At 37.3% G+C, this 22,640-nt stretch carries 23 protein-coding genes; 21 read left to right on the forward strand and 2 right to left on the reverse strand.

Annotated features, from left to right (window positions below; all coding sequences use genetic code 11):
• The first annotated feature begins 56 nt into the window (after window positions 1-56).
• The 13 genes from accB (at window position 57) to spo0A (ending at window position 12,211) form a co-directional block, all read left to right on the forward strand.
• Entirely contained in the window at window positions 57-554 is a 498-nt protein-coding gene (accB, locus tag MKY78_RS18390) for an acetyl-CoA carboxylase biotin carboxyl carrier protein (RefSeq protein WP_339214721.1), read from the forward strand.
• A 14-nt stretch (window positions 555-568) separates the two neighbouring features.
• A complete protein-coding gene (accC, locus tag MKY78_RS18395; protein WP_339214723.1) occupies window positions 569-1,930 on the forward strand; it encodes an acetyl-CoA carboxylase biotin carboxylase subunit in 1,362 nt (453 codons plus the stop codon).
• A gap of 37 nt (window positions 1,931-1,967) precedes the next feature.
• Window positions 1,968-2,357: an Asp23/Gls24 family envelope stress response protein gene (locus tag MKY78_RS18400; protein WP_339214725.1), complete on the forward strand. Its 390-nt coding sequence runs from the start codon at window positions 1,968-1,970 to the stop codon at window positions 2,355-2,357.
• A gap of 455 nt (window positions 2,358-2,812) precedes the next feature.
• Window positions 2,813-3,193 (forward strand): transcription antitermination factor NusB, encoded by a 381-nt coding sequence (gene nusB, locus MKY78_RS18405; protein ID WP_339217963.1) that lies wholly within the window; start codon window positions 2,813-2,815, stop codon window positions 3,191-3,193.
• 17 nt (window positions 3,194-3,210) lie between these two features.
• Window positions 3,211-4,062: a bifunctional methylenetetrahydrofolate dehydrogenase/methenyltetrahydrofolate cyclohydrolase FolD gene (gene folD / locus MKY78_RS18410; RefSeq protein ID WP_186869875.1), complete on the forward strand. Its 852-nt coding sequence runs from the start codon at window positions 3,211-3,213 to the stop codon at window positions 4,060-4,062.
• Window positions 4,059-5,408, forward strand: a complete 1,350-nt coding sequence (gene xseA, locus MKY78_RS18415; RefSeq protein WP_339214728.1) for an exodeoxyribonuclease VII large subunit — start codon at window positions 4,059-4,061, stop codon at window positions 5,406-5,408. Before folD ends, xseA begins: the two co-directional genes overlap by 4 nt.
• Window positions 5,401-5,637, forward strand: coding sequence for an exodeoxyribonuclease VII small subunit (locus MKY78_RS18420; RefSeq protein ID WP_186869873.1), 237 nt, complete (start codon window positions 5,401-5,403; stop codon window positions 5,635-5,637). Before xseA ends, MKY78_RS18420 begins: the two co-directional genes overlap by 8 nt.
• Complete coding sequence (locus tag MKY78_RS18425; RefSeq protein WP_339214730.1) at window positions 5,637-6,521, forward strand: polyprenyl synthetase family protein; 885 nt, start codon at window positions 5,637-5,639, stop codon at window positions 6,519-6,521. Before MKY78_RS18420 ends, MKY78_RS18425 begins: the two co-directional genes overlap by 1 nt.
• Window positions 6,522-6,548: 27 nt before the next feature.
• Window positions 6,549-7,376: a TlyA family RNA methyltransferase gene (locus tag MKY78_RS18430; protein ID WP_339214732.1), complete on the forward strand. Its 828-nt coding sequence runs from the start codon at window positions 6,549-6,551 to the stop codon at window positions 7,374-7,376.
• Between the two features lie 49 nt (window positions 7,377-7,425).
• Window positions 7,426-7,875, forward strand: a complete 450-nt coding sequence (gene argR / locus MKY78_RS18435; RefSeq protein ID WP_186869870.1) for a transcriptional regulator ArgR — start codon at window positions 7,426-7,428, stop codon at window positions 7,873-7,875.
• Between the two features lie 18 nt (window positions 7,876-7,893).
• Window positions 7,894-9,606, forward strand: a complete 1,713-nt coding sequence (gene recN / locus MKY78_RS18440) for a DNA repair protein RecN (protein ID WP_339214734.1) — start codon at window positions 7,894-7,896, stop codon at window positions 9,604-9,606.
• Between the two features lie 237 nt (window positions 9,607-9,843).
• A complete protein-coding gene (gene spoIVB, locus MKY78_RS18445; RefSeq protein WP_339214736.1) occupies window positions 9,844-11,130 on the forward strand; it encodes a SpoIVB peptidase in 1,287 nt (428 codons plus the stop codon).
• A gap of 298 nt (window positions 11,131-11,428) precedes the next feature.
• Window positions 11,429-12,211, forward strand: coding sequence for a sporulation transcription factor Spo0A (gene spo0A / locus MKY78_RS18450; RefSeq protein WP_186869867.1), 783 nt, complete (start codon window positions 11,429-11,431; stop codon window positions 12,209-12,211).
• Window positions 12,212-12,584: 373 nt separating this feature from the next.
• Here spo0A and MKY78_RS18455 read toward each other — a convergent pair whose 3' ends face one another.
• Complete coding sequence (locus MKY78_RS18455; protein WP_339214738.1) at window positions 12,585-12,818, reverse strand: DUF2627 family protein; 234 nt, start codon at window positions 12,816-12,818, stop codon at window positions 12,585-12,587.
• A gap of 368 nt (window positions 12,819-13,186) precedes the next feature.
• On the opposite strand from MKY78_RS18455, the gene MKY78_RS18460 reads away from it, so the two are divergent.
• From MKY78_RS18460 to MKY78_RS18490, 7 genes are all read left to right on the forward strand, one after another.
• Window positions 13,187-14,284: a Glu/Leu/Phe/Val dehydrogenase gene (locus MKY78_RS18460; RefSeq protein WP_211741309.1), complete on the forward strand. Its 1,098-nt coding sequence runs from the start codon at window positions 13,187-13,189 to the stop codon at window positions 14,282-14,284.
• A gap of 13 nt (window positions 14,285-14,297) precedes the next feature.
• Window positions 14,298-15,719 (forward strand): dihydrolipoyl dehydrogenase, encoded by a 1,422-nt coding sequence (gene lpdA / locus MKY78_RS18465; protein ID WP_339214741.1) that lies wholly within the window; start codon window positions 14,298-14,300, stop codon window positions 15,717-15,719.
• A gap of 37 nt (window positions 15,720-15,756) precedes the next feature.
• On the forward strand, window positions 15,757-16,752 hold the full coding sequence (locus MKY78_RS18470; RefSeq protein ID WP_339214743.1) for a thiamine pyrophosphate-dependent dehydrogenase E1 component subunit alpha: 996 nt from the start codon (window positions 15,757-15,759) through the stop codon (window positions 16,750-16,752).
• A 12-nt stretch (window positions 16,753-16,764) separates the two neighbouring features.
• The gene (locus tag MKY78_RS18475; RefSeq protein ID WP_339214745.1) at window positions 16,765-17,748 is read left to right on the forward strand and encodes an alpha-ketoacid dehydrogenase subunit beta; all 984 of its coding nucleotides are present in this window, start codon (window positions 16,765-16,767) and stop codon (window positions 17,746-17,748) included.
• A gap of 15 nt (window positions 17,749-17,763) precedes the next feature.
• Window positions 17,764-19,044 carry a dihydrolipoamide acetyltransferase family protein gene (locus MKY78_RS18480; protein WP_339214746.1) on the forward strand — a complete coding sequence of 427 codons (1,281 nt, stop codon included), beginning with the start codon at window positions 17,764-17,766 and terminating at the stop codon, window positions 19,042-19,044.
• Between the two features lie 87 nt (window positions 19,045-19,131).
• A complete protein-coding gene (locus tag MKY78_RS18485; RefSeq protein ID WP_186869860.1) occupies window positions 19,132-19,563 on the forward strand; it encodes a BrxA/BrxB family bacilliredoxin in 432 nt (143 codons plus the stop codon).
• Window positions 19,564-19,632: 69 nt separating this feature from the next.
• Entirely contained in the window at window positions 19,633-20,613 is a 981-nt protein-coding gene (locus MKY78_RS18490; RefSeq protein WP_339214748.1) for an aromatic acid exporter family protein, read from the forward strand.
• Window positions 20,614-20,659: 46 nt separating this feature from the next.
• Here MKY78_RS18490 and prli42 read toward each other — a convergent pair whose 3' ends face one another.
• Window positions 20,660-20,803: a stressosome-associated protein Prli42 gene (gene prli42 / locus MKY78_RS18495; RefSeq protein WP_186869858.1), complete on the reverse strand. Its 144-nt coding sequence runs from the start codon at window positions 20,801-20,803 to the stop codon at window positions 20,660-20,662.
• Window positions 20,804-20,966: 163 nt separating this feature from the next.
• On the opposite strand from prli42, the gene MKY78_RS18500 reads away from it, so the two are divergent.
• Window positions 20,967-22,619 carry a methylmalonyl-CoA mutase family protein gene (locus tag MKY78_RS18500; RefSeq protein WP_339214749.1) on the forward strand — a complete coding sequence of 551 codons (1,653 nt, stop codon included), beginning with the start codon at window positions 20,967-20,969 and terminating at the stop codon, window positions 22,617-22,619.
• Window positions 22,620-22,640 lie beyond the last annotated feature (21 nt).

The following is a 22,640-nucleotide window of genomic DNA, read 5'->3' on the forward strand; positions in this document are numbered from 1 at the left end:
ATTAAGAGGAGTTATTAGTACCTAATAATAAAAAGGTAAGGGAGTGCTAATTCATCATGTTAAAAGTACAAGAAATACGTGAAATAATAAAATTAGTAGATCAATCTTCAATCAATGAGTTTACTTATGAAACAAACGGTACAAAAGTATCGATGAAAAAAGCAGGAGAAAATGTCGTAGTGCAATCGAAACCGGTTGTTCAAGTAGAAAAAGAAGTAACACCAGTACCAGTTCAACAAGCTGCTACGCCAGAGGTTAAACAAGAGCCGGTTGAGAAAACAGAAGCTCCTGTAACGAAAGCAAAATCAAACTTTGACTATGAGATAACATCACCAATGGTTGGAACGTTTTATAGTGCTCCTAATCCAGATAGTGACCCATTTGTAAGTGTTGGAAGTTCGGTTTCTAAGGATACAGTAGTTTGTATTGTAGAAGCAATGAAATTATTTAATGAAATCGAAGCGGAAGTAAATGGTGAAATCGTTGAAATTCTAGTGGAAAATGGAGAGCTTGTAGAATATGGGCAACCATTATTTAGAGTGAAAAGGAAATAAGGGGACGAGCTAATATGATAAAGAAATTGCTAATTGCAAACAGAGGAGAAATAGCTGTCCGAATTATTCGTGCATGTAAAGAGATGGGTATTGAAACAGTGGCAGTATACTCAGAAGCTGATCAAGAGGCGTTACATGTTCAATTAGCGGATGAAGCATATTGTATTGGTCCCAATTCAAGTAAGGACAGTTATTTAAACTTCACGAATATAATCAGTATTGCTAATTTAAGAGATGTAGATGCCATCCATCCAGGATATGGATTTCTAGCCGAAAATGCTGACTTTGCCGAGATCTGTAAAGCATGTAATATTACATTTGTAGGACCAACACCAGAAGCAATTCAAAAAATGGGGATTAAAGATGTCGCTCGTGATACGATGCGAAAAGCAAATGTACCGATTGTTCCCGGTTCTGATGGTATAATAGCAAGTGAAGAAGAAGCAATTCAGATTGCAAAATCCATCGGTTATCCAGTAATTATTAAAGCTACTGCTGGTGGCGGTGGAAAAGGTATACGAGTTGCAAGAACAGAAGAAGACTTAATTAAAGGAATTCGTATTACCCAGAAGGAAGCAGAAACAGCCTTTGGTAATCCAGGGGTTTATATCGAAAAATTCATAGAAGATTTCCGACATGTTGAAATCCAAGTCTTAGCGGATACCCATGGAAATGTTATCCATCTTGGGGAACGTGACTGTAGTATTCAGCGCCGATTACAAAAATTAATCGAAGAAACGCCTTCCCCTGCCCTAAATGAAGAAATTCGTGCTAAAATGGGAGAAGCAGCAGTAAAAGCTGCTAAGGCAGTAGACTATGTTGGTGCCGGAACAATTGAATTTATTTTTGATCGAAAAACAAATGATTTCTACTTCATGGAAATGAACACAAGAATTCAAGTGGAGCATCCGGTAACAGAAATGGTAACCGGTATTGACCTGATTAAAGAGCAAATTAAGATTGCCAACGGTGAGGAATTAACAGTAAAACAAGAGGATGTTACCTTTAATGGATGGGCAATTGAGTGTAGAATCAATGCAGAGCAACCATTTAAGAATTTTATGCCTTCACCCGGGAAAATTAATATGTACTTACCTCCCGGTGGGTTAGGAGTACGAGTAGATTCTGCTGTATATCCTGGTTATGCTATACCACCATATTATGATTCTATGATTGCTAAGCTAATCACGTATGGTTCTACACGAGAGGAAGCAATTTCTCGTATGAAACGGGCACTAGATGAGTTTCTAGTGGAAGGAATCCATACAACCATTCCATTTCATCGTCTTATTATGGAGCATGAAGTATTCATTGATGGTGATTTCAATACAAATTTCCTAGAGGAACATCCGATTTTAGGGTCAAGTGAAAACTAACAGCTAGGCATACCTCAATTTGAAAAGGAGTGAGAGGATGGCAGAACAGTCTTTAGTAAATATGAGTGAAAACACAGGACTTGGTAGGGTTGAAATAGCCCCAGAGGTTATTGAGGTAATCGCTGGTATTGCAGCATCAGAAGTTGATGGCCTTGCCAATATGCGCGGGAATTTTGCAACGGGAGTCGTTGAAAAATTTGGCAAGAAGTCCCATAGTAAAGGTGTTAAGGTGGAGCTTGCCGAAGATGGGATAGTCATTGACGTATATGTTGTCTTAGATTTTGGCGTATCGATCCCAGAAGTAGCGCAAAAAATTCAGTCGAATATAAGACAGACATTAAAAACGATGACATCATTAGATATCTCTGAAGTAAACGTACATGTAGTAGGATTACAAATGGAAAAGGAAAGTTCAGACGAAGTGTAATAATATTAGAAGAGACTGGGACATAACTAAAAGAATTAAATGTAAAACCGAATGATACACGATACTAGCTCCGGAAATATACGTAGACTCCTGCGGGAGGAAAGGGCAAGGTTGAGACCCCTAAAGAAGTAGCACGAGGAGGCTCACCAGCCGCCCGGCGGTAAAGTAGACACTGCGAGGTTTTTTCGAGCAGATGTCGCACTTATGCTGTGATAAAGTACAAGGTAGACACTGCGAAGGTTTTATCGAGCAGATGTCGCCCCTGTGCTGGAAGCAACCGCAAGTATATTTCCGGAGCGTGGTCATTGCTCATCATTCGGTTTTTCCTTTAAGATAAATTCTTTTGTCCCAGCCTCTTCTTTCTTTATTATGATGAAAAAGAATTCGTTAGTTTGTGGCGTCTGCCTCGTAATCATGTTATGATTTGAAGGAGATTATTAAAGGAGTAATGCATGATGAAACGTCACGAAGCAAGAGAAAAAGCATTTCAAATATTATTTCAATTAGATATGTTAGAAGAAGATATCGAAATTACCATACAAGAGAGATTAGATGAGGAGAAAAAGGATGATTTTCTGCAAATGCTTGTATTAGGTGTAGTGAAAGAAAAACAAGCAATCGATGAAATCATTTCAAGACATTTAGAAAAATGGTCATTACAACGCCTTCCATCTGTTGAGAAAACAGTACTGCGAATTGCAACGTATGAATTAAAATATATGGAAGATATTCCTGAGAACGTATCGATTAATGAAGCAGTTAATTTAGCAAAAATGTACGGAGACGAGAAATCAGGTAAGTTTGTAAACGGCGTGTTATCTAAAATTATCAAGTAATAAAGGGGAAGATAATAATGGTAGCTGAGGTTATCAATGGTAAGGAATTGTCTATGCAACTAAAGTTAGATATGAAAAAAGAGGTGGAATATTTAAAGCAACAAAATATCCTGCCCCATTTAACAGTTGTTTTAGTTGGGAATAATCCAGCATCTAGATCTTATGTTAATGGAAAGAAGCGGGCTTCTGAGGAAGTAGGAATAAGCTCAGAGATAGTGGAACTCCCTGACACTGTAACAGAAAAAGAATTATTACAGACAATCGAACAGCTTAACAGTGACAACGGGGTACACGGAATCCTAGTTCAATTACCACTTCCAGATCATATTAATGTAGAACATATTATTGAATCCATTGATCCAAAAAAAGATGTGGATGGTTTTCATCCTTATAACATTGGAAAAATGATGACTGGACAAGACACTTTTTTGCCTTGCACGCCGTATGGGATTATCACGATGCTAAAGTCCAAAAATATTACAATAGAAGGGAAGCATGCTGTTGTCATTGGGAGAAGTAATATTGTAGGGAAACCAGTTGGACAATTATTACTCAATGAAAATGCAACAGTAACGTATTGCCATTCTAAAACAAATAATTTAAAAGAGATAACGAATACAGCAGATATTCTTATCGTTGCCGTTGGTAGACCGAATGTCATTGACAAAGCATATATAAAAGAAGGTGCTGTCGTAATAGATGTCGGTATTAATCGACTAGAGGATGGATCATTAACAGGTGATGTAGACTTTGAAAGTGCCTCTGAACAGGCTAACTATATAACACCAGTTCCCCGTGGTGTAGGTCCGATGACCATTACGATGTTATTACATAATACCATTAAAGCTGCAAAAGGTTTGGTAAAATGACAAATAAGTACTTAACAGTTACCGCTTTAACTAAATATATGAAACGAAAATTAGATATGGACCCCCATCTACGAGACGTTTGGCTCAAGGGGGAAATATCTAATTTTAAATTACACTCTAGAGGCCATATGTATTTAACCATCAAAGATGACCAGGCACGAATCAATGCGGTGATGTTTGCTGGAAACAATCGATTTCTTAAGTTTAAACCTGAAAATGGAATGAAGGTTTTAGTTCGTGGAGAGGTTAGTGTATTCGAAGCAACTGGACAATATCAGTTATATATTCAACAAATGGAGCCTGATGGTCTTGGTTCCTTGTACTTAGCTTTTGAACAACTTAAGGAACGATTACGAACAAAAGGTTACTTTGATGAACAATATAAGAAGAAAATTCCTACAATTCCTCACCATATTGGTGTAATTACCTCTCCGACTGGTGCAGCTGTCCGCGATATTATCACAACAATTAAAAGACGGTATCCAGTCGCACAAGTGACCGTGTTACCGGTTTTAGTTCAAGGTGTTAATGCAGCGTCCTCCATTACGAAAGCGATATATAAAGCGAATGATATGGGGGAATTTGATGTCATTATACTTGGAAGAGGTGGTGGCTCTATAGAAGAATTGTGGAGTTTCAATGAGGAAAGTGTAGCTGAAGCTATTTTTCATTCTAAGATTCCTATTATATCTGCTGTTGGACATGAGACAGATGTTACCATCAGTGATTATGTAGCAGATTTACGAGCGCCAACTCCGACTGGTGCAGCTGAGCTTGCGGTTCCATCGCAATATGAATTACTAGACCGGATCACTAAAATGAAACAGACGTTAACTAGTTTAGTTACGATTTCCATTAAGCATCAGCAGAGTAAATTGAAGCAAATGGTAAATGCTTATGCATTTCGTTACCCTGAACAGCTAATAAGACAAAAGGAACAGGAGCTAGATAAGAATAGGGAACGAATGGACCGATCCTTCCAACTAGAAGTTAACAAAAAGATGGAGCGATTCAGTAATTATAAGACGAGGCTTTCTACTCAACATCCAAAAAGACGAATAGAACAAGCGACAAAAGCATTAAGTCTATTGATAAAACAAAATAATCAAGTGATGAATCAATATGTCGAAAAGCAGTCTATTCAGTTAACCCGATCAATGGATAAACTTAGTTTATTAAATCCACTAGAAATCATGAAACGCGGATTTGCAATTCCTTATACACCAACAGGTGATATTATTAAATCGAAATCACAAGTAAAGCAGCATGATCGGATTAGTATCAATCTCCACGATGGTATGGTGGACTGTGAAGTTTTAGATGTAAAGGAGACCCATAATGGATAAATATAAAGATTTAACATTTGAAGAAGCGATGGAGAAATTAGAGGATATCATTGGGAAATTAGAAGAAGGCGATGTACCTTTAGAAAAGGCAATCTCCTATTATCAGGATGGAATGATGCTGTCTAAAATCTGTAGTGATAAACTAAATCATATCCAAGATAAAATGGTGCAAATTATGAATGACCAGGGAGAACTAGTTCCTTTTGATATACAGGAGGATGAAAAGTAGTGGGAACGGTATTAAAAAACTACATAGAGACGAACCAAAAAGTATTTCATGAAGAATTAACGAAGCATTTAAGTCCATTAGACATCCCTGAGTCGCTAAAGAAGTCTATGCTTTATTCCTTGGAAGCAGGCGGTAAGAGGCTACGTCCGATTTTATTATTAGCAAGCTTTGAGGCATATGCTTCAAATGTGGAAAAAACATACCGAACAGCATCAGCACTTGAAATGATTCATACGTATTCCTTAATACATGATGACTTACCAGCAATGGATGATGATGATTATAGACGAGGATTGCTCACGAACCATAAAGTGTTTGGTGAAGCAACTGCTATCCTAGCTGGGGACGCATTATTAACCTTTAGTTTTGAAATGATTACGAACGATGCATTGTTATCTAATTCCGAAAAAGTGTACCTGATTCAGCTGTTAGCTCAAGCAAGTGGACCAACCGGTATGGTTGCAGGTCAAATTCTTGATATGGAGGCGGAGAATCAAACGGTTACCATAGAAATGCTGGAGAAAATCCATGCGTTAAAAACAGGTGAGTTGTTAAGATTTGCCGTAACAGCCGGAGCATATTTAGGAAATGCTACTAAGGAACAAATCAGCTATTTACAAGATTTTGCCCATTATTTAGGATTAATTTTCCAGGTTCAAGATGACATTTTAGATGTTACCGGTGATGAACAAAAATTAGGCAAGGCTGTAGGTAGTGATGAATCCAATAATAAAAGTACATACCCGAAGTTATTAGGGTTAGACGGTGCTATCGAGATGAAGAATCACTATATAGAGAAAGCAAAAGAATTGTTAAAAAAAGCAAATGCGGATACATCGAGACTCGCAGATTTAACCGATTATTTTAGCGAGCGCGATCATTAAACTCCAACCAGTAAAGGATTTAAGTATATGAGTAAAATTAGACTTGATGTTCTCCTTGTAGAACGAAATTTAATCGATACGAGAGAAAAGGCTAAACGAGCTGTTATGGCTGGATTAGTATATTCTGAACAAGAAAGACTAGATAAACCAGGGATGAAGGTTGATCAGGACATCCCTTTAACCATTAAGGGTAAGTTAATACCGTATGTTGGTAGAGGTGGACTGAAGCTGGAGAAGGCTTTGAAAGTGTTTTCTGTAGATGTTCATGATAAAATTATGATGGATATTGGATCATCAACTGGTGGATTTACAGATTGTGCATTACAGTCTGGGGCTAGACTATGTTATGCAATAGATGTAGGGTATAATCAACTGGATTGGAAACTCCGGAACGATCCACGTGTAGAAGTGATGGAAAGAACGAATTTTAGATATGTAACAGAAGATATGTTAGGAAAAGGATTACCTAACTTTGCCACGATAGACGTATCCTTTATTTCGTTAAAATTAATTTTACCTGTATTAAAGAAGCTGTTATTGCCAAATAGTGATATTGTCACGTTAATTAAGCCTCAATTTGAAGCCGGAAGAGAACAAGTTGGAAAAAAAGGCATTGTACGTGATAAAAAAGTGCATGTGGAAGTGTTACAAACGATTCTGGCATTCGCTAAGGAAGAGGGATTTGAGCTTTACGGTTTAACATTTTCTCCTATAACGGGAGGAGATGGGAATGTTGAATTTTTAGCTCATCTAGGTTGGAATAAAGACGAACCTGGAAAATCCATCGAAGAACTGAATCCTGGAGTCGTAGTCGATGAAGCTCATTCAGAATTGAAATCAGCACAGAATACATGAGTAAATGGACTACAATCGTAGTCCTTTTTAATTAAATTGGGGGTGCAATATGAGTAAGATTCAAAGACATATAAAAATTAGAGAATTAATAACAGAGAATGATATCGACACGCAAGATGAGTTAGTAGACCGGTTAAAAAGCTTAGGCTATAACGTGACACAAGCAACGGTTTCAAGAGATATAAAAGAACTACACCTAGTAAAGGTTCCTACCACGGGTGGTAAATATAAATATAGCTTACCTGCAGACCAACGTTTTAATCCCCATGATAAATTAAAGCGACTTATCATGGATGCTTTTGTAAAAATCGATCATACGAGCCACTTCATCGTACTAAAAACGTTACCAGGTAATGCTCATGCAGTTGGTGTTTTAATTGATAATTTAGATTGGGAAGAAATCATGGGGACAATTTGTGGAGACGATACAATTCTGATTATTTGCCGCACGGAAGAAGATGCAGTTGAAATTAAAGACCGTTTTATCAATATGCTTTAAGCAAAATGGGGTGACCAGATGTTAACTGAATTATCGATACGTAACTTTGCGATTATTGACCAGATTACTTTAACATTTAAAGAAGGTCTAACCGTATTGTCTGGTGAAACAGGGGCAGGTAAGTCCATTATAATTGATGCGATTCAATTACTAGCAGGTGGACGAGCTTCTGTCGATTTTATTAGGCATGGAGAAGACAAAGCAGAAATAGAAGGGTTATTTTTAATCGAATCCACTTCACATCAAATTTATTTAGTTGGTAAACAATATGGGATAGAAATTAACGATGGGGAAGTCGTACTACAACGGGTTATCACGACTTCTGGTAAAAGTATTTGCCGTGTTAATGGAAAATTAGTTACACTGGCTATCTTAAAGGAATTTGGAAGAACACTAATTGATATTCATAGTCAGCATGAAACCCAATCCTTAATGGAACCAGAGAACCATATAGAATTATTAGATTTATATAACCGAGATCAGATCGAACAAGTTAAAGAAGAGTACACCGAATTATTTCAGCGACTTGAAACATTAAAAAGACGTTATAAAGAGTTAAATGATAACGAGCAGGAGATGGCTCAACGATTAGATCTACTGGAATTCCAATTAAATGAACTGGAAAAGGCAAATCTTGTTCCAGACGAAGATGTTCAATTAGAGAAAGAACGCAACCAGCTGGTTAATTATGAAAAAATATATAAAGGTGTTCACGAGGCGTATAATGCATTATATGGTGAGCAAAAAGGACTTGAATGGTTAAGTGTTGCACAAAGATCACTAGAGGAAATAAACCACTATGACGATGTAATTGCCAAAAAATCGGAGTCATTATCCAATCATTATTATATGATGGAAGATCTGACATACGAATTGAGTAATTTCTTAGAAACCTTAGAATACGATCCGGACCGTTTAAATGAAATTGAAGGTAGATTAGCTGAAATTAGTCGTTTAAAAAAGAAATATGGTACGTCCGTTAGCGAAATGATTGAATATATGGGTTCTATCGAAGAAGAAATTGAGCAAATAAAAAATAAAGACTCCCACCTCCAGCGTTTAGCTAATGAGATAAACGAACTAGAGGAAGATGCATTTATTGAGGCGCAGCAGTTACATGCGATCCGAAAACAGGCGGCGAGCAATTTAATCCGAGAGGTACAGGAAGAATTAAAGGACTTATATTTAGAAAAAGCATCGTTCTCTGTTCAATTCATACCTGAGAATGTGGTAGAAAATGTTCCCCTTCATAAAAATGGTTTTGATCAAATTCGTTTTCTTATTTCAACCAATTTAGGTGAACCATTAAAAGAGATCTCCAAAGTCGCATCAGGCGGAGAACTTTCTAGAATCATGTTAGTATTGAAGAAATTATTTGCTAAGCATCAAGGTGTGACTAGTGTCATTTTTGATGAGGTAGACACTGGAGTAAGTGGAAGAGTCGCACAAGCTATTGCGGAGAAAATATTCCAAATATCTAATGACTCTCAAGTGTTATGTATTACCCACTTACCACAAGTAGCAGCAATGGCAGATACACATCTATTTATTGAAAAAAACGAATTAGAGAATCGTACGGTCACACAAGTTAGCGAACTAACGGAATCAGAACAAATCAATGAGTTAACGAGAATGATGACAGGTACAAAAGTGACAGAAACAGCGAAGGAGCATGCCAAAGAGCTACATAAATTAGCACAAGGGTTTAAAAGAGCTACAGTAAATAGTTAATATATATATAAATGCTGTCCCTAATTAGGTATAACGAAGGGACAGCATTTTTAATATCTGTGTGCAACATGATGTCTAGTCTCGATTCCTTGAATTTTCTTCATACAATATTTGTAAAGGAAAAGATAAGCAGGTTTTCTTATCTTTTCCCGGTTTAAAAATAGCTATTAAAGGTCAAATTAGAAGTACAGATATAAAAATATGGTATGGGTTTAGGAACAAGGAGAGTGGACATTTGTGAAGCACATAGACAAAATTCGAATCGTAACAGGATTTTTACTACTACTCACATTGCTAATTGTTCCTTTTACGCCCCCTATACAAAATTATTTTACCATTCCAAATAAGATTGTAACGTTTCAAAATCAATTCCCCTTAGAGGTTCCTAACCTAGGTAATGCTGTTCAAGTATACGCATCTACGGACAATAATTCAGAAGCGGTCAATGCGTCAAGTTTCCATGTTACTGAACCGGGAGATAGTCAATTATATTATTCCGTTGCTGGAGTACCTATTAAGAAAGTTGACGTTTCGATACTAAAGGACGTTAAGGTCATTCCAGGTGGACAATCTATTGGTGTACAGCTACAAACCCTTGGAGTATTAGTAGTTGGCCATCATCTTGTAAACGGTGAAAATGGTACGATGTCTCCTGGTGAAGAGGCAGAGATTAAAGTCGGTGATGTAATCATGGAAATAAATGGTCAAAAGATAGAGGAAATGAAGGACGTTAAACCAATTGTCGAAGAGTCCGGTAAAAACTCCGAACCATTAAAAGTGAAGGTCAAACGTGGTAAGGAAACCTTTGATACGGAATTAAAGCCTGTATTGGATGAAAAGGAAAATGAATACCGGATTGGCTTATATATTCGTGATTCAGCCGCAGGTATAGGAACGATGACGTTCTTTGAACCTGAATCGAAGAAATACGGTGCATTAGGACATGTTATCTCGGACATGGATACGAAAAAACCGATTGAAATTCATGATGGTACAATTGTTAGATCCACTGTGACCTCGATTCAAAAGGGGAATAACGGTACTCCTGGTGAAAAGCAAGCTAAGTTTTCAATCAGAGAAAATAAAATCGGTACTATTACGAAGAATAGTCCATTTGGGATCTTCGGTAAGTTAGATGAATCGATAGAGAATGGTAAGTATGATAAACCAATGCCAATTGCGTTATCTCATGAAGTTAAAGAAGGACCGGCAAAAATATTAACGGTTATCGATGGGGAGAAGGTAGAGGAATTTGATGTGGAAATTGTTTCTAGTGTACCGCAAAAAACTCCTGCTACAAAAGGTATGGTTATACAAATTACCGACCCAAAATTATTAGAAGCAACTGGTGGTATTGTACAGGGGATGAGTGGTAGCCCGATTATTCAAAATGACAAGGTTATTGGAGCAGTAACACATGTATTTGTCAACGATCCAACAAGTGGATATGGTGTCCATATTGAATGGATGCTCCAAGATGCTGGAGTGGATATCTACAATAAAGAGAAGAAACAAGCAAGTTAATATAGTGTGGAAAGAGAACCTGTGCATTGATGCATAGGTTCTTTCATTTTGATTTAGGTTTTATTTTGTGTATAACCGGGAATATACGACCTGAAGGAATAGAATTAAATATTTTTCGACAAAATATCGAATTAGCTGTCGGATTAAATCGAATCATACCGAAAATGAAAGCAAAATAAAGTAATTTAAAGAAAAGATAAAAAAACGCAAAGTTTTTTTAAAAAAAGAAGGATATTTTGAAGTTTTGTCGAATACATAGAGTGGACATTATGGAAATACTTTAAAGGAGGAGCATTTTGTGGATAAGATTTCAGTTTGTTTAGTAGATGACAACAGGGATTTGATCAATTTAATGGAAGAGTTTTTTGATGAACAACCAGATATTGAAGTGGTTGGCACAGCATACAACGGTAAAGATTGTCTAGCATTAGTTGAAGAAAAGAAACCTGATGTTTTGGTGCTGGATATCATTATGCCTCATGTAGATGGGTTAGCCGTTCTAAATATGCTTAGGGAAAAAGGTAAGTCAAGTAATGATCCGTATGTTATTATGTTAACGGCTTTTGGACAAGAGGAGGTTATGAAAAAAGCTGTTGATTTAGGAGCATCTTATTTTATTTTAAAACCATTTGATTTAGAGAATCTTGCGGAACAGATTCGCCAAGTAAATGGACGAAGTGTTCTTTCTAACCGTTCAAACTTTGGTATGAAGAAGGAAAGAAAGAAGAAAGATTTAGAAGCAAGTATTACCAATATTATTCATGAAATAGGTGTACCTGCTCATATTAAAGGTTATATGTACTTACGAGAAGCCATTACCATGGTATATAATGATATTGAATTACTTGGCTCCATTACAAAAGTGTTATATCCAGATATCGCAAAGAAATTTAATACGACTTCATCACGTGTCGAACGTGCTATTCGACATGCAATCGAAGTCGCCTGGAGCCGTGGAAACATCGACTCGATATCCGCCTTATTTGGATACACGGTAAGTATTTCAAAAGCCAAACCAACAAATTCTGAATTTATCGCAATGGTGGCGGACCGTTTAAGGCTTGACCACAAGGCTTCTTAATGAATCGTTGGTATTAATGGGTTAATAGCAATTTTACATATATTGCTAAACAAGGAGTAGTTACCGATAAAGCCTAGCAATTGATAAAAGATATCATTTTTTATTGGTTTGTAAAAAATCAATAAAGGATGGTGTCTTTTTTATGTTACCGATGAATTGGTTAATGTTTATACGTATGTGCAAGATAATTTTTAGTGTCTGTTTTTTAAAATTGTCTAGCCATGGATCTACTTGTCTAAAATTTCTTCATTTATCTCCTAGATTCTTTCCTAGCTTGGATTAAATTTTGTTTATATAGCTTCATTATTGTTTTATTGGTAAGTTTTAAAAACTATTTCTTCTCTAAATTTTTTCTGCTTCTATAAAACAGTTACTAGACGCCCTTTGCCTTCTTTTCTGCTTGCTTCTTACGATCACGATAAATGATAAATCCTCCTAAAAATGCTAGTCCTGCAAGAAATAGGAATAAACCAATCCCAAATTGGATCCAAGCGTGGAAAAAAATATGGTGGAAATCATCAAATAATGTGTCTCGCATTAATTTAATCCCAATTGCTGCAATAATGCCGGGTATAAAAACAACTAATACTGCTAATAATCTGACCATTATATCTCCTTTTCTTTCTCCCAATAGATAGATTCTACTTAGCCCATAGTATACCAAAATATAAAAAATAGATAAAATTTTAATTTGCCAATATGGAAAATGTACCGTATGATAGAGAAAAGCGCATAAAAAACACCGGAATATATAGCTATATAACCTCAATATTTTTTAATATTTAAAAAATATTTTTTATTTGAATAAAAAATAAAGCGCTTACATTTCCTATGAATAGGGATTTTGTATTATAATGTAAAAGTAGTGTTTTTAAAGTGTTAGTTTCAATGGCTTATTTAACGTCAAGAAAGCTTATTTATTAATAGCTTAAGCAGTTATAAATAGCAACGTTTTATAAATGAGGAGGAATAGAAATGGATATTTTTAAAGACATGGAAGTATATGATTACGAGCAATTGGTGTTTTGCCAAGATAAGAACTCTGGCTTAAAAGCAATCATTGCAATTCACGATACGACGTTAGGACCAGCTCTTGGCGGGACTAGAATGTGGACATATGCTTCAGAGGAAGATGCAATTGTTGATGCAATGCGTTTAGCAAAAGGTATGACATATAAAAACGCTGCTGCTGGATTAAACTTAGGTGGTGGAAAAACTGTCATCATTGGTGATCCCAGAAAAGATAAGAATCCAGAGATGTTTCGAGCGTTTGGAAGATATATTCAAGGTTTAAATGGCAGATACATAACTGCAGAAGATGTAGGAACTACGGTTGAGGATATGGATTTAATCCATATGGAAACAGACTTTGTTACTGGAATTTCACCTGAGTTCGGTTCATCTGGTGACCCATCTCCTGTAACAGCTTATGGCGTATATAAAGGAATGAAAGCTGCTGCTTTAGAAGCATATGGTGATGATTCTTTAGAGGGGAAAACAGTAGCTGTACAAGGAATCGGAAGTGTTGCTTTTACTTTATGTGAGTATTTACATAAAGAGGGTGCGAAATTAATTGTTACAGATATTAATAAAGCTGCAGCCCATCGCGCAGTAGAGGCATTTGGAGCGACAGCAGTAGATCCTGATGATATTTATGAAGTGGACTGTGACATTTATGCACCATGTGCATTAGGCGCAACGATTAATGATGATACTATTTCTCGCATAAAGGCAAAAGTTGTCGCTGGTTCTGCTAATAATCAATTAAAAAGTACCGAACATGGTGATATATTGTTTGAGAAGGGAATTGTATATGCACCAGATTATGTTATCAATGCTGGTGGGGTAATCAATGTTGCCGATGAGTTAAATGGCTATAATCAATCAAGAGCGATGAAAAAGGTAGAAGGAATTTACGACAGTTTATTAAAGGTGTTTGAAATCTCAAGAAGAGATAATATTCCTACTTACTTAGCTGCTGATAGAATGGCAGAAGAACGAATCGAATCGGTTAGAAAATCAAGAGGTCAATTTTTATTAAATGGGCTTCATACATTAAGTAGAAGAAAGTAAGGGGGCGTATAGTATGGCTGAGGAGTATGATTTAGTAGTACTTGGAGGCGGAACGGGTGGCTATGTAGCTGCTATCCGCGCCTCACAGCTTGGCATGAAAGTTGCAGTTGTCGAAAAAGGTGAACTTGGTGGTACATGCCTACACAGAGGCTGTATTCCATCTAAGTCACTCTTACGAAGCGCTGAAGTGTATAAGCAAACGAAGAATGCTTTTGAGTTTGGTGTTCAAGCCAATAATGTAGCGCTAGACTTTAATCGTGTTCAAGAGAGAAAAAACTCGATTATCAATACGCTACATAAAGGTGTTCAGGCATTAATGAAGAAAGGGAAAATTGATGTTCTTCATGGTTTTGGGAGAATATTGGGGCCAAGTATATTTTCTCCACTACCTGGTACGATTTCGATTGAATATGCAAATGGTGATGAAAACACGATGATCGTACCAAAATTTGTCTTAATTGCAACAGGATCCTCTCCTAGATCATTACCAGGCCTTGAGATAGATGGTTCTATGATTATGAGTTCAGATGAGGCATTACAAATGGAGAGCTTGCCCGAGTCTATCATCATTATCGGTGGTGGTGTAATCGGTATTGAGTGGGCGTCTATGTTAGCTGACTTTGGTGTAGCCGTAACGGTTATCGAATATACAGATCAAATTTTACCAACTGAGGATGCTGATGTTGCAAAAGAAGTAGAAAAACAACTGAAGCGTAAGGGGGTAACTTTTGTTAAAGGGGCAAAAGTATTACCTGAAACAGTTAAAAAGGATGCCAGTGTAACCATTGAAGCCGAAGTTGCTGGATCTAATCAAGTATATACAGCGGATAAACTCCTTGTATCTGTAGGACGACAGGCAAATACAACTAATATTGGCTTAGAAAATACAGATATTGTAATGGAGAAAGGATTTATTCAAACATCACCATTTTATCAAACGAAAGAATCTCATATTTATGCAATAGGAGATGTAATTGGTGGTATGCAATTAGCCCATGTCGCATCTCATGAAGGTATTGTTGCAGTCGAACATATGGCAGGGAAGCAACCACATCGTTTAAACTATGATAATATCCCAGCATGTATTTATTCTAGTCCTGAGGCTGCAAGTGTCGGATTAACAGAAAAACAAGCAAAAGAAAAGGGCTATGATATAAAAGTAGGAAAATTCCCGTTTAAGGCGATTGGGAAAGCTTTAGTATACGGTGAATCTGATGGCTTCGTGAAAATCATTATGAATAAAGAAAATGAGGACTTACTTGGTGTGCATATGGTCGGTCCACATGTAACAGATATGATCTCTGAGGCTGGTCTAGCTAAAGTATTGGATGCAACACCGTGGGAAATTGCTCAAACCGTACATCCACATCCAACCCTTTCTGAAGTTATGGGCGAGGCAGCGTTAGCGGTTGACGGTTTACAAATTCATGGATAATATTTATGTTTAATTAGTTAAGGGAGGGACTTAAAAAATGGCAACAAATCGTCATGAAGAACTTGGACTAACAAATGATCAAGTTTTAGAAATGTACAAAACAATGCTTCTTGCTAGGAAACTAGATGAGAGAATGTGGTTATTGAATCGTGCTGGGAAGATTCCTTTCGTTATTTCTTGCCAAGGTCAGGAGGCAGCACAGATTGGAGCTGCGTTTGCTTTAAATCGTCAAGAAGATTATATAGCACCTTATTATCGTGATTTAGGAGTTGTACTTGCTTTTGGTATGACAGCAAAAGAATTAATGTTGTCCGCCTTCGCTAAAGCAGAAGATCCAAACTCAGGTGGAAGACAAATGCCAAGTCACTTTGGTCAGAAGAAAAATCGAATTCTAACGGGTTCATCTCCTGTTACAACGCAATTGCCACATGCCGTTGGTGTTGCGCTTGCTGCAAGAATGGAAGAGAAGCAATTTGTTTCGTTTGTCACATTAGGTGAAGGTTCGTCTAACCAGGGGGATTTCCATGAAGGGTTGAACTTTGCAGGAGTTCATAAATTACCAGTAATTACAATGGTTGAAAATAATAAATATGCCATTTCCGTACCTGCGGAAAAACAACTAGGAAACCAAAAGGTATCGGACAGAGCCATTGGTTATGGTATGCCAGGCTATACTGTTGATGGAAACGATCCATTAGAAGTATATAAAGTAGTAAAAGAAGCTCGTGACCGTGCAATTAGTGGTGAAGGTCCAACACTGATTGAGGCAGTATCTTATCGATTGACTGCTCACTCAAGTGATGATGATGACCGTGCATATCGTGGTCGTGAAGAAGTAGAAGAAGCGAAAAAACTTGATTCTATATTCACATTTTCCCAGTATCTAAAAGATGTTGGTGTGTTAACGGACGAGGTAGAAAAAGATATGACCAATGAAATCAACTCAATTGTCAATGAAGCAACGGACTATGCTGAGAATGCTCCGTATGCTGCACCAGAAGATGCATTAAAATATGTTTACGAAGAAAAGTAGGGAGGGATAACCATGCCAGTCATGTCTTATATACAAGCTGTTACTACTGCTTTAAGAGAAGAAATGCAACGTGATGAAAAGGTTTTTGTATTAGGGGAAGACGTTGGGAAAAAAGGTGGCGTTTTTAAGGCTACAGAAGGATTATATGATGAGTTCGGTGAATACCGTGTTCTAGATACACCACTAGCAGAATCCGCTATTGCCGGTGTAGGTATCGGTGCAGCAATGTACGGAATGCGCCCAGTTGCTGAGATGCAGTTTGCAGATTTTATCATGCCTGCGGTTAACCAAATTATTTCAGAAGCAGCCAGAATTCGTTATCGTTCAAATAATGATTGGAACTGTCCAATTGTCATTCGAGCACCTTATGGCGGTGGAGTTCATGGTGCTTTATATCATTCACAATCGGTTGAGGCTGTTTTTGCTAACCAACCTGGATTAAAAATCGTGATGCCTTCCACACCTTATGATGTAAAAGGTTTATTAAAGGCAGCAATAAGGGATAATGACCCAGTCTTATTCTTTGAGCATAAACGTGCCTATCGTTTACTAAAAGGGGAAGTGCCAGAAGATGATTATGTATTACCAATAGGTAAAGCGGATGTGAAACGTGAAGGCTCCGATATTACCATCATTACATATGGATTATGTGTTCACTTTGCCTTACAAGCTGCTGAAAAGTTAGCAGAAGAAGGTATTGATGCTCATATTTTAGATTTGCGTACAGTTTATCCATTGGATAAGGAAGCCATTATTGAAGCTGCCAAAAAGACTGGAAAGGTTCTATTAGTCACAGAGGACAATAAAGAAGGTAGTATTATTGGGGAAGTTGCAGCAATCATTGCAGAAAATTGTTTGTTTGACCTAGATGCTCCTATTCAAAGACTTGCTGGACCTGATGTACCTGCCATGCCATATGCACCTACAATGGAGAAATTCTTTATGATGAATCCTGATAAAATCGAAAAAGCAATGCGTGAATTAGCTGAATTTTAACTAGGAGGGAAAACGATGGCACTGGAAAAAATTACGATGCCCCAATTAGGTGAGAGTGTTACAGAAGGAACCATAAGCTCTTGGCTTGTTAAAGAAGGAGATCATATTAACAAGTATGATCCTATTGCTGAGGTCATGACAGATAAAGTCAATGCAGAGGTGCCTTCTTCCTTTACTGGAACAATCAAAGAAATCGTTACAGGTGAGGGAGAAACGGTCGCTGTTGGAGAACTAATTTGCTATATCGAAACAGAAGCTGGTGTAGCTAATGAATCCAATGACGCTGAGAAGGACGTAACGAAGGAAGCCTCTACCTCTACAACGGAGGTCGCTTTAGACCAATCTATGAAAAAACGTTATTCTCCAGCTGTACTCCGTATGGCACAAGAGAACAATATAGATTTAGAGCTCGTGACAGGAACTGGTCGTGGTGGAAGAATCACTCGTAAAGATATCGAAAAGATTATTGCTTCAGGTGATATTCCTAGTGCACCAGTGAGCGAATCGGTGAATACACAAGCTCCAAAAGAAAAAGAGGGAGCACAACCGCAATCCACTGCTACTGTTCCACCTGTCTCACAACCTACTAGCCAGGTTGGGGATATTGAAATTCCTGTAACAGGAGTACGTAAGGTCATTGCGCAAAATATGGTACGCTCCAAAACGGAAATACCACATGCCTGGATGATGGTGGAAGTAGATGTTACCGATCTAGTTAGTTACCGAAATAAAATTAAATCTGAATTCAAACAAAATGAGGGTTATAATTTAACTTACTTTGCATTCTTTGTAAAAGCTGTCGCACAAGGCTTGAAAAAATTCCCACAGTTAAACAGTACATGGGCAGGGGATAAAATCATTCAACGTAAGGATATAAATCTATCAATCGCGGTTGCGAAAGATCAAGAGTTATTTGTACCAGTTATTAAGCATGCGGATGAAAAGAGTATAAAAGGGATAGCAAGAGAAATAAATGAATTAGCTCAAAAGGCGCGTACCAATAAACTAACTGCTGGTGACATGCAAGGTGGTACATTTACAGTAAACAATACTGGTTCCTTTGGCTCTGTACAGTCTATGGGAGTAATTAATCATCCCCAGGCTGCCATTTTACAAGTTGAATCGATTGTGAAAAAACCGGTTATCATTAATAACATGTTTGCTGCTCGAGATATGGTAAATCTATGTTTATCACTGGATCACCGAATTTTAGATGGATTGATTTGTGGTCAATTTTTAGCCTATGTAAAAGAAACACTGGAAAATATGAATGAAAATACCGTTCAAGTGTATTAGAACAAGTTTTAAAAATTGAATTTTAGTTGCAAAATTGATAACCTATATGTTAGGAAAGAAGAAACTTAACATAAAGGGGTGGCTTGTATGGATTTTAATTTATTTATGAATGATATCGTTGATGCTGCACGTAAAGATATAACAGAAGCAGGATATGAGGAGCTAAGAACACCTGAAGATGTAGATGCTGCACTGAATCGTGAGGGTACAACACTTGTCATGATTAACTCAACCTGTGGTTGTGCTGGTGGTGTAGCTCGTCCAGCTGCTGCTAATGCGATTCATTATGATAAACGTCCTGATCATTTAGTAACAGTGTTTGCTGGACAAGATCGTGAAGCTACAGAGAAAGCTCGTACATATTTCGAAGGCTATCCGCCTTCATCACCTTCTTTTGCATTTTTGAAAGATGGAAAAATTGTAACGATGCTTGAGCGTCATGACATTGAAGGCCATAGTGCAATGGAAGTAATGACGAAGCTTCAAGAGATGTTTGACAAACATTGTGAAGAAGTATAAGAAAGAACCAAATAAGGCTGTCCTATACCATAAGGTCAGTCTTATTTCTTGTTAAAAGGAGAAAAACGGGTGAAAATCGGGTATAGAACTATTAAAACAGCAATAGGCACACCTATCTCAATCGTTATAGCACAAGCGTTAGGACTGACCAATTTCACTTCAGCTGGGATACTAACGATTTTGACAATTAAGCCCTCACGTAAACAGTCCGTTATCAGTGCGTGGCATCGATTATTAGCCTGTATTGTTGCAAGTATACTTTCGTATTTGTTTTTTGAGTTTATTGGCTATCATCCGGTTGTTTTAGGATTGATGCTTATGGTATTTATTCCGATTACAGTATGGTTAAAAGTTACTCCAGGGATTATAACCAGTTCCGTCATTATCCTCAATCTTTATAGTACTAACGGTATTCCCGTTTCACTATTGCTTCAACAATTTATTATCATCTTGGTAGGGATAGGAACAGGTCTATTAATAAACTTATATATGCCTGGATACGACCAAAAATTAAAGCAAATTCAAATGAAATTGGAGCATAACTTTCGGATGGTACTAACCGAAATCGCTCTATATTTAAGGGATAATAATACTGTATGGGATGGAAAAGAAATAAGACAATCAGAGGAATTACTCGAACAAGCGACTCGATTAGTTGAAATTGATAGGGAAAATCACTTGTTACGATCCCAGCATACTTATTATGACTATTTTTACATGCGTAATAAGCAATTAGATTTACTTAGAAGGATGCTTCCTTTAGTGACAAAATTACCGAATCGCGATGAAATATCATTAAAAATTGCCGATTTCTTCGAAGGATTAGCCGATTCTGTTCATCCTGAGAATACGGCCATTGTCTTTCTCGAGCAATTGAAGGAATTACGTGATGAGTTTCATAACGAGGATTTACCAACAACGCAAGAGGAATTTGAAACACGGGCAAATTTATTTCGATTATTACATGAAATTGAGGGTTACCTCATCATCAAGAAGCGATATAAAGATAGTGATGTAAGCTTATGGAGGAACCCAAAAGTAGCAAAATAAAAAAGACTGTGATTACTTGAATCTGTAATCCAGTCTTACCATTCCTTTATAAACCAACAAACACAGCTAAACCATAAGTTATTGTAGAAACAACCATGGCAATAATCATAATATATACTGCTAGCTTCATACGACGTTCGCGTTTGGATTTTCGTTTTGGTACAGGTTTGGTAGTTTGGTTTGCAGACATTTGTTAGCCCTCCTTCAATCCATATGCTCTACTTATTTTAACGTTAAAATAGTAATAGGACAAGTAATAAATTCAATCCTATTTTTTTAGTATAAATTATCTTAATATTTTCCTTATTTTAACAGATGGGAAGATTCGAGTTTAACAGAATGGGGGAACAAGTATGAATATCGATGAAAAAGAGGTTCAAAAGAAGTGGAAAGATTCGGTTGGAGAAATATTAAAGCGCTTTCCTGAACGGGAGGAAACTTTTTTAACTAGTTCAGATATTGAAGTAGAAAGGCTGTACTATCCATCAGAAGTAGATAGTACATATATGGATAAGCTAGGTTTTCCAGGCGAATACCCGTATACACGTGGAATACAACCGACTATGTATCGAAGTAAATATTGGACGATGCGTCAATATGCTGGTTTCGGATCGGCAAAAGAAACAAATAAGCGCTTCCGATATTTATTGGAACAAGGGCAGACTGGATTATCTGTAGCTTTCGATCTTCCAACACAAATTGGTTATGATTCAGACGATCCGATGGCTGAAGGGGAAGTAGGTAAGGTTGGAGTGGCAATAGATACCCTTTATGATATGGAAGACCTACTTGAGAAAATACCTTTAGATCAAGTTAGTACGTCGATGACGATTAATGCTCCTGCATCCATTTTGCTCTGTATGTATATTGCTGTTGGAGAAAAACAAGGTGTTCCCATGGAAAAATTAACAGGGACAATTCAAAATGATATTTTAAAAGAATATATTGCTCGTGGAACGTATATATTTCCTCCAAAGCCGTCCATGAGATTAATAACCAATATCTTTGAATACTGCCAAAAGTTTGTTCCGAAATTTAATACGATTAGTATCTCGGGCTATCACATTCGAGAAGCGGGATCTACAGCAGTTCAAGAGGCGGCCTTTACGATTGCTAATGGAATGGCTTATGTGGATGCAGCTATCGAGTCAGGGATGGATGTAGATTCATTCGCTCCTAGATTAGCATTCTTTTTTAACGCCCATAATAATTTCTTTGAAGAGATTGCGAAATTCCGTGCAGCTAGAAGAGTGTGGGCTAAAATTATGAAAGAGCATTATCAAGCAAAAAATCCGAAGAGTTGGAAGCTCCGTTTTCATACCCAAACAGGTGGTTCTACTTTAACTGCCCAGCAGCCGGATAATAATATAGTTCGTGTAACACTACAAGCATTGGCAGCAGTTCTTGGTGGTACACAAAGTTTACATACAAACTCTCGTGATGAGGCTCTTGCTCTGCCAACAGAGGAGTCGGCACGGATAGCTTTACGAACACAACAAATCATTGCCCATGAAAGTGGTGTTGCAGACACGATTGATCCGTTAGGTGGCTCATATTACTTGGAAGCGTTGACAGATAAAATGGAAGCAGAGGTAGAAAATTACTTGAAGCGAATTAACGAGCTTGGCGGGGCAGTATCTGCTGTAGAGGAAGGCTATATGCAACGAGAAATTCATCGGACAGCTTATGAAACACAAAGAAAAATTGAAAAGGATGAGGAAATAATTGTTGGGTTAAACAAATTTACAATCGAGGAAGAGGTTAATCCAGAATTATTAAAGGTAGATGAAGAATTAGAACGTGAGCAGAAGGCTAAACTCCAGTCGATAAAGGAAAAACGTGATAGTGAAATGGTAGAAAGTACATTAAAACAACTGAAATGGGCAGCAAGTCAAGCCGATGAGAATTTAATGCCATATATATTAAATGCCGTAAAAGCTTATGCGTCTGTTGGGGAAATATGTAATGTACTCCGTCAAGAGTTTGGAGAATACGGTAGCATCTAATACAAAAGGGGAGGAGAACAT

Origin of the sequence: Ornithinibacillus sp. FSL M8-0202 (assembly GCF_037975285.1) — a bacterium.
Lineage (GTDB): Bacteria > Bacillota > Bacilli > Bacillales > Amphibacillaceae > Ornithinibacillus > Ornithinibacillus massiliensis.